This is a genomic window from Sphingomonas sp. FW306-1B-B10E (assembly GCF_058782005.1).
In genome coordinates this window covers 75,071-91,827 of record NZ_JBYSXG010000008.1, presented here as the reverse complement: position 1 = coordinate 91,827, position 16,757 = coordinate 75,071, and the positions used below count along the sequence as shown (strand labels likewise).

General features: G+C 66.0%; 11 protein-coding genes and 1 tRNA gene. 6 read left to right on the top strand and 6 right to left on the bottom strand.

Annotated elements, in window-relative coordinates:
- Window positions 1–41: 41 nt before the first annotated feature.
- Window positions 42–1,307, bottom strand: coding sequence for a tetratricopeptide repeat protein (locus tag AC3WJI_RS05085; RefSeq protein ID WP_492756164.1), 1,266 nt, complete (start codon window positions 1,305–1,307; stop codon window positions 42–44).
- 263 nt (window positions 1,308–1,570) lie between these two features.
- Between AC3WJI_RS05085 and gyrA the strand changes: the two genes are divergently transcribed.
- The 6 genes from gyrA to AC3WJI_RS05055 all read left to right on the top strand — a co-directional run bounded on the left by gyrA (window position 1,571) and on the right by AC3WJI_RS05055 (window position 8,826).
- Window positions 1,571–4,315, top strand: coding sequence for a DNA gyrase subunit A (gene gyrA, locus AC3WJI_RS05080; protein WP_492756163.1), 2,745 nt, complete (start codon window positions 1,571–1,573; stop codon window positions 4,313–4,315).
- A 190-nt stretch (window positions 4,316–4,505) separates the two neighbouring features.
- Window positions 4,506–4,853, top strand: coding sequence for a DUF952 domain-containing protein (locus tag AC3WJI_RS05075; RefSeq protein WP_492756162.1), 348 nt, complete (start codon window positions 4,506–4,508; stop codon window positions 4,851–4,853).
- A gap of 54 nt (window positions 4,854–4,907) precedes the next feature.
- Window positions 4,908–5,330: a hypothetical protein gene (locus AC3WJI_RS05070; protein WP_492756161.1), complete on the top strand. Its 423-nt coding sequence runs from the start codon at window positions 4,908–4,910 to the stop codon at window positions 5,328–5,330.
- 56 nt (window positions 5,331–5,386) lie between these two features.
- A complete protein-coding gene (locus tag AC3WJI_RS05065; RefSeq protein ID WP_492756160.1) occupies window positions 5,387–7,381 on the top strand; it encodes a TonB-dependent receptor family protein in 1,995 nt (664 codons plus the stop codon).
- Window positions 7,381–8,709, top strand: a complete 1,329-nt coding sequence (locus AC3WJI_RS05060) for a PepSY-associated TM helix domain-containing protein (protein WP_492756159.1) — start codon at window positions 7,381–7,383, stop codon at window positions 8,707–8,709. The genes AC3WJI_RS05065 and AC3WJI_RS05060 overlap by 1 nt, the downstream gene beginning before the upstream one ends.
- 42 nt (window positions 8,710–8,751) lie before the next feature.
- A tRNA-Glu gene (locus AC3WJI_RS05055) sits at window positions 8,752–8,826 on the top strand.
- Between the two features lie 343 nt (window positions 8,827–9,169).
- Here the strand turns inward: AC3WJI_RS05055 and AC3WJI_RS05050 are convergent.
- The 5 genes from AC3WJI_RS05050 to AC3WJI_RS05030 all read right to left on the bottom strand — a co-directional run bounded on the left by AC3WJI_RS05050 (window position 9,170) and on the right by AC3WJI_RS05030 (window position 16,509).
- Window positions 9,170–11,083 carry a flavin monoamine oxidase family protein gene (locus AC3WJI_RS05050; protein WP_492756158.1) on the bottom strand — a complete coding sequence of 638 codons (1,914 nt, stop codon included), beginning with the start codon at window positions 11,081–11,083 and terminating at the stop codon, window positions 9,170–9,172.
- Window positions 11,084–11,634: 551 nt separating this feature from the next.
- A complete protein-coding gene (locus AC3WJI_RS05045) occupies window positions 11,635–12,897 on the bottom strand; it encodes a Gfo/Idh/MocA family protein (RefSeq protein WP_492756157.1) in 1,263 nt (420 codons plus the stop codon).
- On the bottom strand, window positions 12,894–13,733 hold the full coding sequence (locus AC3WJI_RS05040) for an FAD:protein FMN transferase (RefSeq protein ID WP_492756156.1): 840 nt from the start codon (window positions 13,731–13,733) through the stop codon (window positions 12,894–12,896). Before AC3WJI_RS05040 ends, AC3WJI_RS05045 begins: the two co-directional genes overlap by 4 nt.
- 17 nt (window positions 13,734–13,750) lie before the next feature.
- Window positions 13,751–15,067, bottom strand: coding sequence for a Gfo/Idh/MocA family protein (locus AC3WJI_RS05035; RefSeq protein ID WP_492756155.1), 1,317 nt, complete (start codon window positions 15,065–15,067; stop codon window positions 13,751–13,753).
- Between the two features lie 14 nt (window positions 15,068–15,081).
- Window positions 15,082–16,509, bottom strand: coding sequence for a 3-keto-disaccharide hydrolase (locus AC3WJI_RS05030; protein ID WP_492756154.1), 1,428 nt, complete (start codon window positions 16,507–16,509; stop codon window positions 15,082–15,084).
- Between the last annotated feature and the right edge of the window lie 248 nt (window positions 16,510–16,757).

Sequence of the window (16,757 nt, the reverse complement as noted above, 5' to 3'; positions counted from 1 at the left end):
ATTTGCGGCCGCCCCTCTCCTGTTTCCGATGACGCCGTCGCTCAGGCGAGCGGCGGGAAGTCCAGCGACGCCTGCCACAGCAAAGCGGTGTTGGCCCAGGCGCCCTTGACCGCCTGGAACGCCGTGCGGGCGTCGTCCTTGCGACCCAGCGCGCGCAGCGCGACGCCGCGGTTGAGGTTCACTTCGTCGGCATCGACGCCGCCCTTCTGGAGCGACAGATCGTACAGCTCGACCGCGCGGGCATAATTGCCCGCGGCGAGGAATGCGTCGCCGGTCTGTTGCGCGGTCTTGCCATTGCTGGCAGTGGCCGACTGCTTGGCGACGCCCTCGAGCGAGCCTTCCGATTTCACCGCGGCCTGCGCGGCGGTGTACGTCTTCTGGACGTCGGCATCGCCCGCCGGGATCTTGCCCGCCTTGCGGCCCTCGTCGATCACCGAGACGGCTTCCCAGGGAAGGCCCGACTGCTGCGCGGCGTAAGCGTAATCGGCATAGTCACCGCGGTCGGCGAGCACATTGGTCGCGCGCTGCAGGCGATAGAGGTTGATCCGATCGGTCTTGGTGTTGGCGGCGGCCGGCGCGCCCTGGCGGAAGATCTGGATCGCCCAGCGCCAGTTCTGCGCAGTCGGGTATTCGCTGATGAAGCGCTTGAGCCAGTCTGCCGTCGCGGCACGGTCACCGCCGGCGTTCACGCGCGAGATCACGAACTTGTACCAGTCAACCGGCGGCTTGCGGCCGGCGGCCTTGCTCGCCTCGATCGCGCGATTGACCTCGGCGATCGATTCAGCGTTCTTGCCGGTGGCAGCATAGGCATTGGCGAGGAGCACCGGCAGATCGGGCTCGTTCGAGCCAAGCTGGCGGGCCTTGAGCAAGGCCGGGATCGCCTCCGCCGCCTTCTTCTGGTTGATCAGCTCCGCGCCGAGCATGTAATTGTACAGGCTGCCATAGACGTTGACGCGATCGGCAGGCGTCTTGGGGTTGCTGGCGAGGATGCCCAGCGCCTTCATCTGGCCGGGCTGGTTCTTGCGCTCGAGCTCAAGCAGCAGCCGCATATAGGCCGAGTAATATTTCTCGTCGTCGTTCTTGGCCAAGGCCTCGGCGGCGGCGATCTGCGTCTCGGCGGTGGCGAGATCCTTCGCCTTGAGCGCGGCGTCGGCCGCGGCGGCGGGCTTGCGGAACTCGTCGCTGACCTTGAGCTCGGGCCCGGCATTCGCCTTGTCCGCCTTTTGCGCGAGCGCCGGAGCGGCACTCACCGTGGCGGCGCCCAGCGTCAGCGCACCAGCCAGCGCGAGCTTCGAAACGAACGTCATGTACTACTCTCCTCGTGGGACCGGCAGACGGTTTGGCGGTCCTGTAAATGCCCGGCGCGCGCCGTTCAAGCGGACGTGTTTGCGTTCGCGATGGTGCGCACGGCCTGAACGACGATTGAACGCGTTTCGCGTTCCCTCCCGGCGCTCCGGGACCGCCGCCGGTCCGCCCTTACGCGCGCGTACGCGCGAGCGCGCGGGGTTGGCAGGTGGTATCGGGCGCGCTAGAGCCATCGTAACGTAACAAACTCCGAAAGCGTGGCACTTTGACCGACGAGACCCTCCTCGCCGACCCTTCCGATATTACCCCGATCTCGATCGTCGACGAGATGAAGACCTCGTACCTCGATTACGCGATGAGCGTGATCGTGGCGCGCGCCCTGCCCGACGTTCGCGACGGCCTGAAGCCGGTCCACCGCCGCATCCTCTATGCCGCGCAGGAAGGCGGCTATGTCGCCGGCCGCGCCTATCGCAAGTCGGCCCGCCTCGTCGGCGACGTTATGGGCAAATACCATCCGCACGGCGACAGCTCGATCTACGATGCGATGGCCCGCATGGCCCAGGACTGGGCGATGCGCGTGCCGCTGATCGACGGCCAGGGCAATTTCGGCTCGATGGATCCCGATCCGCCCGCGGCGATGCGCTACACCGAAGCGCGCCTCGCCAAGGTCGCCTCCGCGCTGCTCGACGACATCGACAAGGACACGGTCGACTTCCAGGACAATTATGACGGCTCCGAGAGCGAGCCGACGGTCCTCCCCGCCCGCTATCCGAACCTGCTGGTCAACGGCGCCGGCGGCATCGCGGTGGGCATGGCGACCAATATTCCGCCGCACAATCTCGGCGAAGTGGTCAATGCCTGCCTCGCCTATATCGAGAACGGCGCGATCTCGGTCGAGGAGCTGATGGAGATCGTCCCCGGTCCGGACTTCCCGACCGGCGCGATCATCCTCGGCCGCAGCGGCTGCCGCAGCGCCTACCAGACCGGCCGCGGCTCGATCATCGTGCGCAGCCGGCACACGTTCGAGCAGCGCGGCGAGCGGCGCTCGATTGTGCTCACCGAGATTCCGTACCAGCAAGGCAAGAACGCGCTGGTCGAGAAGATCGCCGAGGCCGCCAAGGAGAAGCGGATCGAAGGCGTCAGCGACATTCGCGACGAATCGAGCCGCGAAGGCGTTCGCATCGTCATCGATCTCAAGCGCGACGCGACTCCCGAGGTCGTGCTCAACCAGATTTGGCGCAACACCCCGGCGCAGTCGTCCTTCCCGGCCAACATGCTGGCGATCCGCGGCGGCCGCCCCGAGCTGCTCAACCTGCGCGACATCATCGAGGCGTTCGTCAAGTTCCGCGAAGAGGTCATCACCCGCCGCTCGAAGTTCGAGCTCGCCAAGGCGCGCGACCGTGCGCACATCTTGCTCGGCCTCGTCATCGCGGTCACCAACCTCGACGAGGTCGTGGCGATCATCCGCAGCTCGCCGAGCCCGGCGGTGGCGCGCGACCGGTTGCTCACCCGCGAATGGCCGATCGCCGAGATCGCGCCCTATATCCGTCTCGTCGAGGCCGTCGACACCGAGGTCACCGGCGACAGTTACCGGCTGAGCGAAGTGCAGGTCCGCGCGATCCTCGACCTGCGCCTCCACCGCCTGACCGCGCTCGGCCGCGACGAGATCGGCGATGAACTCGCCAAGCTCGCCGAGTCGATCGCCGAGTTGCTCGAGATCCTCGGCAATCGCGCACGCCTCTACGAAGTTATCGTCGAGGAACTGACCGCGGTCCGCGACCAATATGCCACGCCGCGCCGCACCGAGATCGCCGCCGCCGCCGACGGGATCGAGGACGAGGACCTGATCGAGCGCGAGGACATGGTCGTCACGGTGACCATGGAAGGCTATATCAAGCGTACCCCGCTCGATACCTTCCGCGCCCAGAACAAGGGCGGCAAGGGCCGCGCCGGGATGGCGACCAAGGACGAGGACGCGGTGACGCACCTCTTCGTCACGTCGACCCACACGCCGGTTTTGTTCTTCTCGAACCACGGCAAGGTCTATCGGATGAAGGTCTGGCGCCTGCCCGAGGGCGGGCCGGCGACACGCGGGCGCCCGATGATCAACCTGCTGCCGCTGGCGAACGGCGAGACGATCTCGACCGTGCTGCCGCTGCCCGAGGATGAGAGCCAGTGGGGGGCGCTCCACGTGATGTTCGCGACCGCCAAGGGCTCGGTGCGCCGCAACTCGATGGACGCGTTCGCCAACATCCGCACCAACGGCAAGATCGCGATGAAGTTCGAGGAAGGGTCAGAGGATCGCCTGATCGGCGTGTCGCTGCTCACCGAGGACAATGACGTTCTGCTCGCGACCAAGCAGGGCAAGGCAATCCGTTTCGCAGCGACCGACGTCCGCGAGTTCCAGAGCCGCGATTCCACCGGCGTGCGCGGCGCGCGGCTGGCCGAGGGCGACGAAGTCATCTCGCTGTCGGTGCTGCGCGGCTTCGACGCGACGCCGCAGGAGCGCGAGGACTATCTCAAGGCAGCGCCGTGGAAGGAAGGCGATCGCGAGATCACCCTCACCCCCGAGCGCATGGCCGAATTCGAGGCGGCGGAGGAGTTCGTCCTCACCGTCACTGCCAACGGCTATGGCAAGCGCACCTCGGCTTATGAATATCGCCGCACCAACCGCGGCGGCCAGGGCATCACGAACATCGTCAGTTCGGACCGCAATGGACCCGTCGTGGCAAGCTTCCCGGCGCATAATGGCGAGCAGCTGATGCTGGTCACCGACCAGGCCAAGCTGATCCGCACCACCGTGGGTTCGGTGCGCGTCACCGGGCGCAACACCCAGGGCGTGATCCTCTTCCGCGTCGCCGACAACGAGCATGTCGTCTCGGCCGCGCGGATCGAGGAGAGCGAGGAGGAAGCCGAGGTCAACCTGGCAGACGGCGCAGTTGCGACCGAGCCTACGCCGGATGGCACGACCAGCGAGGACCTCGCGGCGGGGCCTGAGGACGGGCAGTAATTTAGGCCAAGCACCTCGCCAAACCCGTTCGCCCTGAGCTTGTCGAAGGTCCGTACTTCTTCGCTACCGTCGCCAGCAGGAGGACAGTGCTTCGACAAGCTCAGCACGAACGGGAGGGGAGCGGCCTGCCTCTGTGGGAACCAATGCGGTCCCCACGGGGTAATCGCCTCAGCAGCCACGGAGAGCACAGATGCCCGACACCACCGCCTACAAAGTGCTCACCACCGACCAGATGACCGCGCTGGAAACCGATGGCAGCTTCGCCGGCGCGCCGGTCGACCTCGAGGACGGCTACATCCACCTCTCCACCGCGGCGCAGCTGCAGGAGACGATCGACAAGCATTTCGCCGGACAGAGCGGCCTGTGGCTGGCGGCAGTCGATCTCGACGCGCTGGGCGAGGCGGTGAAGTGGGAGCCCTCACGCGGCGGCCAGCTGTTCCCACACATCTATGCCGCGCTGCCGCTCGACGCCGTGATCGCGTATAGCGAACTCCATTACGAGCCCGACGGCAGCCTGCGCCTGCCGGTCGCCGGCTGAGGGTGGACGAATTGTCCGCTTGTTCCCGCGAGCGGCTCCGATAGAGGCCGTGGCGTGACCGAAGCGGCAACCCTGCAGCGAACCCCCTGGCAGCGCCTCGCGCTGCTGCTGATCGGCTGTGCGTTGCTGCTGCGCGTCGCGGTTCCTGCCGGGTGGATGCCCCAGACAAACGCCGCCGGCGTGACGCTCTCCTGGTGCGCGGACAGCGGCTATAGCGGTCCTGCGGCGCTCGGCGAGGCCAAGGCGCTGCTCGCCGAGGCGATCGGCAAGAAGGCGCCTGCCGAGCACCAAAAGGGCGGCGATCAGCCCTGCGCCTTCGCTATGGCGGCGTTGCCGCTGCTCTCCAGCGCTCCACTCGCGCTGCCGGTGCCGCAGCCGCCCGCCGAGCTCGCGCCGCAATTGCGGCTCAAGACGATCCCGGGACGCGGCCTCGCCGCCCCGCCCCCGCTCGCAACCGGCCCTCCCCACCTCGGCTGACGCTGCCGGCGTGCCGCTGCGCACGCCTCTGCTCGTTATCTGCTGAGGATCCGTCCATGTCGAAGTCCGTCCGCGCGCTGCTCGGCGCGCCCCTCTTGTTTGCCGCCCTTCCCGCTCTCGCCCAGGAAAGGCCCCACGAAGAGATCGTCGTCACTGCCGAACGACTGGTCGCGCAGGCCATCCAGCGGGTCGGCGAGACACCGGGCGGCGCCAATGTCGTCCCCGCTACAGATTTCGACGACAAGCTCGCGGTGTCGCTGCGCGACGCGCTGGCCTTCTCGCCCGGCGTCTATGCCCAGCCGCGCTTCGGGCAGGAGGTGCGCCTGTCGATCCGCGGTTCGGGAATCAGCCGCGGCTATCACATGCGCGGGCTGACGCTGTTGCAGGACGGCATCCCGATCAACCTCGCCGACGACAATGGCGACTTCCAGGAGCTCGACCCCGCGTTCCTCCAGCATGTCGAAGTGTTCCGCGGCGCCAATGCATTGCGCTTCAGCGCCTCGACCCTAGGCGGCGCGGTCAATGGCGTGACGCCGACCGGCCGCTCGTCGAGCGGCGTGCATCTGCGGCTCGACGGCGGCAGCTTCGATACGCTGCGCGGCTTCGCCAGCGCCGGCTATGCCGATGCGCGTGGCGACGCGTGGCTGGCGATCGCGGGTGATCGCTCCGACGGCGATCGCGATCATGCCCGGCGCAAGGCACTGCGCGTCAATGGCAATGTCGGGCTGCGGCTGAGCGACACGATCGAGACGCGCTTCTATGCCAGCGCGCAGGCGATCCGGCAGGAGCTTCCCGGCGCGCTGACCTATGATGTCGCGCGCAATGCGCCGGGGACCGGCAATTTCGCGCTAGACCAGGCGCGCGACATCGACTCGCTGCGGCTGCAGAACCGCACCAGCATCGCACTCGGCGCCGGCAAGCTCGATATCGGGCTGTTCCTCAATGCCAAGCAGCTGCATCACCCGATCTACCAGGTCGTGGACCAGAAATCGCTCGATTGGGGCAGTTATGCCCGACTCGATCAGGATTTCGGCATGTTCGGCGTCACGGCCGGCGTTACTGCGCGCTTCGGCGACGTCGCTTCACGCCGCTTCGTCAACCTGAACGGCGAAGCGGGCGCCAAGACCTTTCAGGCCGATCAGCAGGCCCGCACGATCGACGCCTATGTCGAGGCGCGGGTCCGTCCGGTCGCGCAGCTGACCCTGATCGCGGGCGGGATCTACACTTCGGGGCTGCGGCGGCAGGACCAGGTCTTCCCGACGGTGACCAGCGGCCGTTCGACCTTCGACCAGCTCTCGCCCAAGCTCGGGCTGCTGTTCGAGCCGGGTGGAACTGTCCAGTTCTACGCCAATCTCAGCCGTAGCCATGAGCTGCCCGGATTCATCGAACTCGCCCAGCTTTCGAACTTCGTGCCGCTCGACGCGCAGCGCGGCTGGACCGCGGAAGTGGGCGGGCGCGGCCGCATCGGGCCGTTGCACTTCGATCTCAGCATCTATCGTGCCGATCTCGACGGCGAATTGCTTCAATATGACATCGGCGTCGGGATACCGGTATCGACCTTCAACGCCGGGCGCACGCGGCACCAGGGCGTCGAGCTGGGCCTCGATCTCGATCTCGCCGCTTGGGCGCGGCTGCGGCAGGTATGGCAGCTAAACGACTTCCGCTTTCGCGACGACGCGCAGTTCGGAGACAATCGGCTGCCGGTGATCCCCGAGCAATTGTACCGCGCCGAGTTGCGGTTGGGCAGCGACGCGCTTCACGTCGCGCCGAACGTGGAATGGGTGCCGCGCGGCGCGTGGTCTGACTATGCCAACAGCTTTCGCACCCGCGGCTATGCACTGTTCGGCGCGACGGCGGAGGCGGAAGTGCGGCCGGGCATCACGCTGTTCGCCGATGCGCGCAACCTTGCCGGGCGTAAGGCGGTCGGCGATATCTCGGCGGTGGTCCGCTATCTCCCCGACAATCCGGCACTGCCCGGCGACCAGAGCAGCGCGATCTTCACGCCGGTCGAGCGTCGCAGCGTCTTCGCCGGCATGCGGGCGGCGTTCTGATGGCGGCCGCGCAGGGTTCGCGCTGGTACAATGCGGTGTGGCGCTGGCATTTCTATGCCGGGCTGTTCTGCATGCCCTTCGTGCTGTGGCTCGCTGCGACGGGCACGATCTATCTGTGGAAGCCGCAGATCGAGGCGTGGCTCGAACGGCCGTACGACACACTGATCCCGGCTGGAACGCGCACCAGCGCCGATGCGCAAGTGCGCGCGGCGCTGGCCGCGGTTCCCGGCGCCACGCTGCACAAATACCAGCTCCCTCAAGCGCCGGGCGAAGCCGTGCGGATCATCGTCGGCCGTCAAGGGGTGGAGACGCGCGTCTATGTCGATCCGTACCGGTTGCGCGTGCTGCGCACTGAGGCCGAGAGCGAACGCCCGCTGCGCGTCGTCTCGGACCTGCACGGCACCTTCCGCGCCGGCAATGCCGGCAGCTATCTGGTTGAGATCGCCGCGTGCTGGACGGTGACGATGCTGCTCACCGGCCTCTACCTGTGGTGGCCGCGGCGTGCCCGCGGGCTCGGCGGGGTGCTCTATCCGCGGTTGCGCAGCGGCAGGCGGCTGTTCTGGCGCGACCTGCACGCCGTGGCGGGGATCTGGGTCGCCGTGCTGGCGCTGTTCCTGATCTCCACAGGACTGCCCTGGGCCAAGTTCTGGGGCAGCTATTTCAAGGAGGTCCGCACCGCCACCGGCGCGATCGAAGGTCCGCAGGATTGGACGATCGGCGCCCGCGGCGCGATGCTTGGCGACCATGCCGAGCATGAAGGCATGGGAATGGCGCATGTCGCCGCCCCCAGCGCCGCGCTCGACCGCGTCGTCGCCGCGACATATCCGCTCGGCATCGCACCGCCCGTCCTGGTCGCACCGCCGACCAAGGGCACCGACTGGACGGTGACCTCGGACGCCGCCGATCGTCCGCTGCGCACCAGCATCACCATTGACGGGACCACCGGCGCACTGACATCGCGGCGCGACTTCGCCGATCGCCACTGGCTCGATCGCGTCGTCGGCTATGGCATCGCTGCGCATGAAGGCGCGCTGTTCGGCCTCGCCAACCAATTGCTCGGCACGCTGACCGCCTTTCTCCTCGCCACGCTCTCGGTTTCGGGTGCGGTGATGTGGTGGCGCCGGCGACCGCAAGGGCTGCTCGGCGCCCCCATCCCGCTGTCGCGCCCGCGCTACGGGCCGCTGTTGATCGGCGCGGTGCTGCTTCTCGCCCTGGCGATGCCGCTGTTCGGCGCGACCCTCGTGGCGGTCGCACTGCTCGAGCGGCTATTGCTAACCAACTGGCCGTCCGCGCGCCGCTGGCTAGGCATCCGGCCGATACCCGCTTGACGGCTCGGCAACCGCCCCGTAAGTGCCCGCCTTCCGCAGCACGGCCCCTTCGTCTAGCGGTTAGGACGTCGCCCTCTCACGGCGAAAACACGAGTTCGATTCTCGTAGGGGTCACCAGCGTGTCGAAGATCAGCGGCGAAAATTGGTTACGGGCCGCTTCGCCGAACATTTACTCCAATCTGTCGGGATACTCCCAGGTTCACCTATCATTGCGCGTGTCTGGGCGAATAGGTCCAGATCCTCGCGTGCTCGAGTGTAGGCAGCCTGATCATTGATCGATGAAACCGATGATATGGCGGACGCTGGCGATAGTGCGCCGCGCGAGACCTCTCGTGCTGGCAACTCCGCTTCCCTCGCACGGTACCGATGTGCGGCCGCAGTTCTCTAGAGCCATGAGCGTCGCCTTGCTGAATGCTCCCTTGCAGCTTCTCCTGAAACCCGAGACAATGGTGCGTTGCGATTATATGCCTTCGACGAGAAGTCTCGTGTCGGGCAGCTTCTCAAGGCGCGGTATTGCCAGATCGGGCCGCGCCATGCGGGTCAGCGCGTTGAGCGCCGCGGCGATCGCTCCCTCCTGCCATCCGGGCAGCGAGGACAATTGATCGCCGACGACGAAGAACACCGGGTCGGACAGCTCGCCCTTCGCGTCGTAGATGCCGGTACCCTGGCTCAGATTGTTGAAATGCTCGGGAGCCTCTTTTTCGCCGAGCGCCTGCCAATAGGCCCAGCCACCCTTGATATATGGCATGTTCTGCCAGGCGATCGCGAGCCCGTCGTGCAATCCGTTGCCGAATCGCAGCCCAAACTTCCTTGCCCCCTCGCGTGCCAAATCGAGCCGGTCCTGGACCGACATCTTCCCCCATTCATGGGCGACCTGGCCGAAATTATACGCGCCGGTCAGCACGCCCTTCTGATCGTGGTACGCAGTCGACGGATACCAGATCTGGACGATCTCGTGCGATGTCCAGCTGATTCCGCCGAAGATCGGCACCACGCCCTCCTCGGCATCGGGCGCGACCAATGTGGTCAGCTTCAGGTCGTCCTTGTGCCGGGCGGTGATCAACTTGCCTTGCCACAATGTGCGGTCGCCCTGCCACCCGACCTTGGTGGTCGCGGCCAGAAACTTGTCCTGATATTCGCCCTTGTCGTTGATACGGGGACGGGCCTGCGCGGCGTAGACCGCCTTGAGCCCCTGCTTGAACGGCAGGTCGAAGCCGTTCTTGTCCCCGCCACCCTGCAAGTCCTTGGACAGCAGCTTTTCGAGGAAGGGCATCGCAAGGTTCGAGAAGCAATAGTCGGCGCGATACTCGACTGTCTCCTTGCTGCCGATCTTGGCGACCTGGACGGCGAATTCCCGTGTTTTCGCATCCCAGGCAATGCCGGTCACCGGGCTATTCAGATGAATCGTTCCGCCGAGCGTCGCCACCTGGCGCGCAAAGGCGCGCTGGACCTGGTCCATGCCCCCGACCGGCTGGAAAATCGTCTGCTGCCACAGGAAATCCACCGGCTGGTAGAAGCGGGTCTGCGCCCAATATTCGGACTTCAGCAGGTCCTCGAGCTTGATCGCCTTGGCGATTTCGCCCGCCGCCACCCCGGGAAGCACGTCGAAGCCCGCCCGAGATATCGCATTCTCGAACCCTGGATTTCCGGAGGTGGGCGCATAGTTGCCGTTGTCGTCAAGCTCGCCGAAACTGACCATCAGCGACTTGAGCTTGGCCGCCAATCCTTTCCGCTCGTTCGCGGGGATGTCCAGGCTCGTCGCCTCGAGCAGCTGGGCTGCGTTCTCATGCACCAGCTGTGCGATCCAGCCGCGCAGATTGTGGTCGATCTGCCGATAGACGCGAGGTTTGCCCCGCAGCGTCCCCTTGTCCATCTGAACGAGGTTCGACATCGAATTCATCACATAGACCTCGACCGCGACGCCGAACTCACGAAGATAGTTTAGCAGGCGCTTGTGCGCTGAGGGGATGCGGCCGGGGCCGGCGTTCAGATAGGGCTCGGCGTCGCCGACCGGCCATTCGAAGCGGACCACCTGCGTTTCGCCCGGCTCGGAGCCAAACAGCGCATCGTCCTTGTCCTCGGTCAGCGTGTCGCCGGTGCGCAGCGACATGCACCGGCCACCAGTGCGATTCTGCGCCTCCAAAATGGTGACTTCCATGCCGGTCTTGTGGACCAGCAGCTCATAGGCAGTGGTCAGCCCGCCGACGCCGGCACCGAGGATCAGCGCGCGCTTGCCCTTGAAGCTGCCTTCCTCCAGCCGAACCGGGCCTGGCGTGATCCGCAACTGCTCGTTGGTCGCATCCGCGAGTTCGGCCCACGCCGAGGCATCGGGATGCGATCGCAGAAATTCGGCGCGGCTGATCTTGGTCGACATGTCGCTCCCCCAGGATCCGTATGGACAGATCCGCTAGTGGTTTTCCGATTCCGGGTGCGGGAGACTTGCAGATTCCCGCTTGCTGTTATCGCGTCCGGCATCGCCAGATGGCGGCGCCCCCGGATTATCGTTGCGACTCGTCGAGCGAACATGCCGTAACCGGCATCAAAGCCAAAGTAACTTTTGATTCGATGTTGACGCTATCGAGAAGGCCAGGTTTTTCAACAGGTCACGAAGTCGTCGGGCCGATTAAAGCTAATCGTTGATGACGAAGTTCCTTTCGCCCTTGCAGGTGATTAGCGAATTTTGCCGCGAAAGATGGTTTCTGGTCTGCCCGGACACTTATGCCTCCGCTACGCGATAGAGGGCAACTGAGCTAGCCGCCTTACGGGAAGATGGCAGCGCTGTTAAGGCCACAGGTGTTCAATATTCGCGCTGTAGGAACTTCCTGCCTCCCCAAGAAGGTCGGCCAGAGCCTGACCGTGGGTCAGATTGTACTCACAACTTAGGGCCGGAAGCAGCCAAGCGACGGCGATCCCAGGCCGCGCCCGTCAGACCCTTACCAGATCCTTCGGCCAGGCCATCGCCTCGCCGCGGTCCATCGCCTGCTCGCCGAGCAGCGACGCCACGCTGGCGGCGTAGGCCTGGGCGAGCATCCCCGGCAGCGGCCTGCCCGATCGTACCGCCTCGCCGAACCCCTCGAACTGGAGCATCGTCTCGTCATATTCGCCCCAGCCTAGCGATTCGCCCCGGGTGGTCACCGGCAGCTCCGGGAACCAGGTCGCGCCGCCGATCGGAATCGTGCGCTTGTGCCCGCGCTTGACGTCCTCCTGCATGCGCTGGAGCGCTAGAACCTTTGGCGGCACTTCCTGGTAGATCCGGCCGAGTTCGGGCTCGATCGTGCCCTTGCTGCCCATGATCTGCTCCTCGCAGCCATAGCGCGCATTGTTGAGCAGCGAGGTGTAGACGAACTTCCGCCCGCCCGAATATTCGTAGACCAAGGCGACATGGTCGTAGACTTCGCGGCCGTCCTTCCAGAAACAGATGCTGCCGGACCCGATCACCCGCGTCGGCACCGCATCGAGGAACCAGCCGCCGACCTGGAGCTGATGCGTCGCCAGCTCGGTCATCAGCCCGGCCGACGCCTCGCGATAGAGGCGCCAGTTGATTTTGCGGTCGGTGCTGCCCGGCGGGATCGGCCGACGCCAGCTGGTGTTGCGGTGCCAGCTCGCCCGGATCTGGGTGACCGGACCGATCTCGCCCGCCTTCACCCGCTTGAGCGCATTGAGATAGGTCGGGTGGAACATGCGCTGGTGCCCGATCTGGAGCACCTTGCGCGCGTCCTGCGACCGCTTCACCATCGCACCGCAATCGGCGATCGTCCGCGCCATCGCCTTCTCGCACCAGACGTGCAGCCCTGCGCCGAACGCGTCGAAGGCAAGCGGAGCGTGGAAATCGAGCGGCGTGGCGATCACGACCGCATCGAGCCCACCGGCATCGAGCATCGCGCGATGATCGGCGAAAGCGGGCACGCTCGCCCCGACGATCGCCCGCGCCTTCGCCAGGTGCGGCTCGAAATTGTCGCAGATCGCGACGACCGCGCAGTTGCGCGTCTTGAGGATGTTGCGTATCAGCGTCCGTCCGCGGTCGCCAGTGCCGATCACGCCAAGCCGGATGCGGTCACGCTGAGGGACCTGCGCACCCGCCGCAGACGCTGCCCAAGGCGCGGCAGCGGTAACACCCGCTCCCGCCGTCGCCATCAGCACGCCGTCGAGGAACGCGCGGCGCGTCAGGTCGAAATCCTTGTCGGTCATTGCAGAACCACCTCATACGCAGGAGCAGCCGTGGCCGGCTCGGGACTGAAATCGAATCGAAAACGGCGCGTCTGGTCGGCGAGCAGGCGCTCGGCCTGCGCAGCATTGGCGACGAGCAGCGCGGTGCTCATCACTTCGGCAAGCGCGCCGGATCGCGCGATCGCGGCCGTCGTACGCGCTGCGGTCACCTGAACGCCGTCGCTCGGCCGGAGCATCGGCGCACGCTCGGGCGCTTCGGTGCCGGCGCCCACCGTCGAGGAGATCGATAGCGCTTCGTCGCGAAGCTCGAGCTCGACGAGCATTCGTTCGGGCTCCAGCGGATGAGGGACCGCGACCGGCCAGCCGCCGCCGAGCGGGTGTGCGCCGACGACCGCGATCGAACTTTCGCCGGCGCACAGGAATGCCGCAGTCACCCCGGCGTCGCGCAGGATGTCGCAGGCGCGGTCGAGCGCAAATCCCTTGCCGAACCCGCCAAAGTCGAACGCCAGCGGCACCGACGCCGCAGTGTGACGCGACTGTCGGTCAAACGCCACCGCGCCCCACCCTGCCCCTGGCCATGCGGCGTCCGCCGCGGGGTCGAACAGGCCGAGCGTCGGTCCTTGCGCCGCCTCGATCGCGACCAGCGCGTCGAGCAGCAAAGGATCGTCGATACGGCAAGAGCGACCCGCCAGAAGACAATCGTTGAGCGCGGTGACCGGCGACGGCCGGTGGATCGTCAGCGCATCGTCGACGCGCGCGATAGCCCGCCGCGCCGACTGGGCCACGGCCGGGTCGACGTCGCCGAACAGATGCAGCTCGAAGCGCGTGCCCATCGCGACGAAGCGTTCGGCATGCATAGGGATCGTAGGTCCGCTCAGGCCTTGACCTCCCAGCCCGGCTGATAGTCGACCGACCACAGCTCCATCGCGTCCGCACCCTTCGGTTTGCCCGTCGCCGTGTCGAGCGAAAGCTGCGAATTGGTGCGATAGGCGATGTTGCCGAGGTGGCAAAGCGCGGTGCTGATATGGCCTTCGCGGATCGGCGAGGCGAGCGCCTTGGCCTTGCCGCGGATCACGTCGACCAGATTGCCGGCATGATAGACGTCGAGCGCCCCCTCGCCCACCGTGCCCGTGGTCTCCGAGGTCGCCGGCGCCTTGACCTCGCGCAGCATCTTGCCGGCGAGATCGAACAGCTCATAGCCATTGCGGTCGACCACCGCCGAGCCCTTGGTCCCGAGCAGCAGCACGCCGCGTCCGCGGCCGTAGCGCAGCATGCCGTTGCAGCTATTGCCGTCCCAGCGGATCGTTCGTCCGTCGGCGTAGACGAGGTCGAGCGCGAGCGTATCGTACATCTCCCAATCGTCGCCGCGGTAGAATTGGCGCGATCCGCGCGCAGTCACCGTCTCGGGGAATTCCAAGCCCATTGCCCAGCGCGCCACATCCAATTCGTGCATGGCATTGTTGCAGGTCTCGCCGGTGCCGTATTTCCAGAACCAGTGCCAATTGTAGGGCACCAGGTTCGAGCGATACGGCCCGCGCGGCCGCGGCCCCTGCCACAGATCCCAGTCGAGATGCGCCGGCGGCGCGACTTCCTTGCCGCGCCCGATCGACACACGGTTATTGGCATACCAGGTCTGCGCCTCGTAGACCGTTCCCAGCTCGCCGGCCTTGACCAGCGCGACGAGCTGCTGCGTCTCGGCGCTCGAGCGCTGCTGGTTGCCGACCTGGAGCTTGCGCCCGGTGCGCTTCTGCACCGCGATCAGTGCCTCGCCTTCGGCAGGCGCCATGCCGATCGGCTTTTCGAGATAGACATTGTGCCCGGACTCCATCGCGTCGATGCCTAGCTTGGCGTGCCAATGGTCGGGCGTGGCAACGGTGACGATGTCGACTGCTCCCTTGCGCTCGAACAGCCGGCGATAGTCATGCTCGGTCTGCGGCGCGGCATGCCCCTTGGCAGTGAACTCGGCGGCGCGCTTCGCCAGGATCTGCGAATCGACGTCGACGAAATGGCTGACCTCGACATTGGGCAGCTTGGAGAAGGCACTCATATGCGCCTGGCCGCGGCCATTCACGCCGACTATTGCGACCCGCAGTCGATCGTTCGCGCCCTTGATCCGGGCATAGCTCTTCGCGCTCATCGCCGCGCCCAGCGTCGCGCCGGCGCCCTTGATCATCGTCCGACGGTTGAGCATCGGCTTCCTCCCTTTCAGAATTCGCGCAGCTTGATCGAGCGGAAATCGACGCGGTTGCCGTGATCCTGCAGCAGGATCGGCCCCGCGTCGCGCTCGCCGAAAGCGGGCCATTTGGCGTATTTGCTCTGCGCGACCAGTGCGCGATATTCGGGCGATCCGCGCTCATATTCGACCACCTTGTAGCCGTTGAGCCAATGCTCGACGTGGCGGCCGCGCGACACGATGACGGCCCGGTTCCACTCGCCGGGCGGGTTGAAGCGCTTATTGGTGCTGTCCGGGTCTGAAAGATTGCGCGCGGTGATCATGTCGTAGAGCGATCCAAGCGTGCGGTTACCGTCGCGGCCCATCTTCGCGTCGGGATGCCGCGCATCGTCGAGCAGCTGGAACTCGAGACCGATCGCCGAGCCCTCGCCCTTGAGCAGATCGGGATCGACGAAATACTTGATCCCGCTATTGGCGCCGGGTTTCAGCCGGAAGTCCACCGACAGCTCGAAATTGCTGTAGTTTCGCGTCGTGATGATGTCGCCGCCATTGGTCGATTCAGCGCCGTTCGCGCCGTCGACCGACAGGACGCCGTCGTGGATCGACCAGCCTTTCCCGGGGAAACCGGCTGCCTTGGCGCTGCGCCACCCGTTGGTGGTCTTGCCGTCCCACAGCAGCTTCCAGCCGGCTTGTTTCTCGGAATCGGTTATCTGGTTGGCGAGCCAGCCCTGCTGATCGAGCGCAGTCGCCTTGGAAGCGAAGCGCGAGGGCGCGTCAGTGATGATCCGCACGCTGCGGAAGCGCACTTCGGGCTGCCGGCTCGCCTCGGCGTCCGAGATCGCATGGACCTGGAACGCGATGAAACCGCGGGCGTCGGTGCTGTCGGCGATGTCGGCCGCCGGCACCCCGTTGAGCCAGGTGCGCAGCCGATTGCCGATTGCCTCGACCCTGTAATGGTTCCAATCGCCGGGCTTGAAGGCCTTGCGTGCGGTCTCGTTGCGGCCGAGCGTGTATAGCCATTGCCGGCGCTGCTCGTCATAGATCCCGGCGCTCCAGCCGCGCGCCGAGGGATCGATCTCGGCCTGATAGCCATGCACCACGCCGCCCCGGTAGTCCGGCCGGCTCTGCCCCCGGATCATCACCCCCGAATTGAGCTTGGGATCGGTCTTGGCGTCGAATTCGAGGATGAAGTCGCCATAGCCGGTGTCCGACACCAGCCAGCTGTTGGTCGATCCCGGGGCCGCGCGGCCGACGAGTTCTCCCTTCTGAACCTCGAACTTCGCATTGCCACCGGTGACGTGCCATCCGGCCAGGTCCTGCGCGGGCGTGATTGCCCGCCACGGGGCGCCTTGCTGCGCGGCTGCGGGGCTTGCAGCGACCAACAGGCCCGCCGCCGCCCTATAGATCCATTTGCGGCTCCCCGCTCCGGGGATCGCGCGCTGCGCTAGTCCTGACTTCATCTTGTCCTCCGCCTCCGTCGCGCGCACCTTCCGATGCGTCTTTCATCTATTTTTGGTCAGGCCACTTACGCGACCCCAAAACGTCGCAGCGCCTACCGCATTTGCGATTTGTCATCCGGTCTGACCACATTGTCGAGTCTTGGATTGCCATTATTGCTAATGTGGCCTGACCATGATAGCCCTCCCAACAATAAAGAAAAACAAAAACCTGAATTGCAGAGATCGCCTCCCAGGCAGTGATCGCAAGT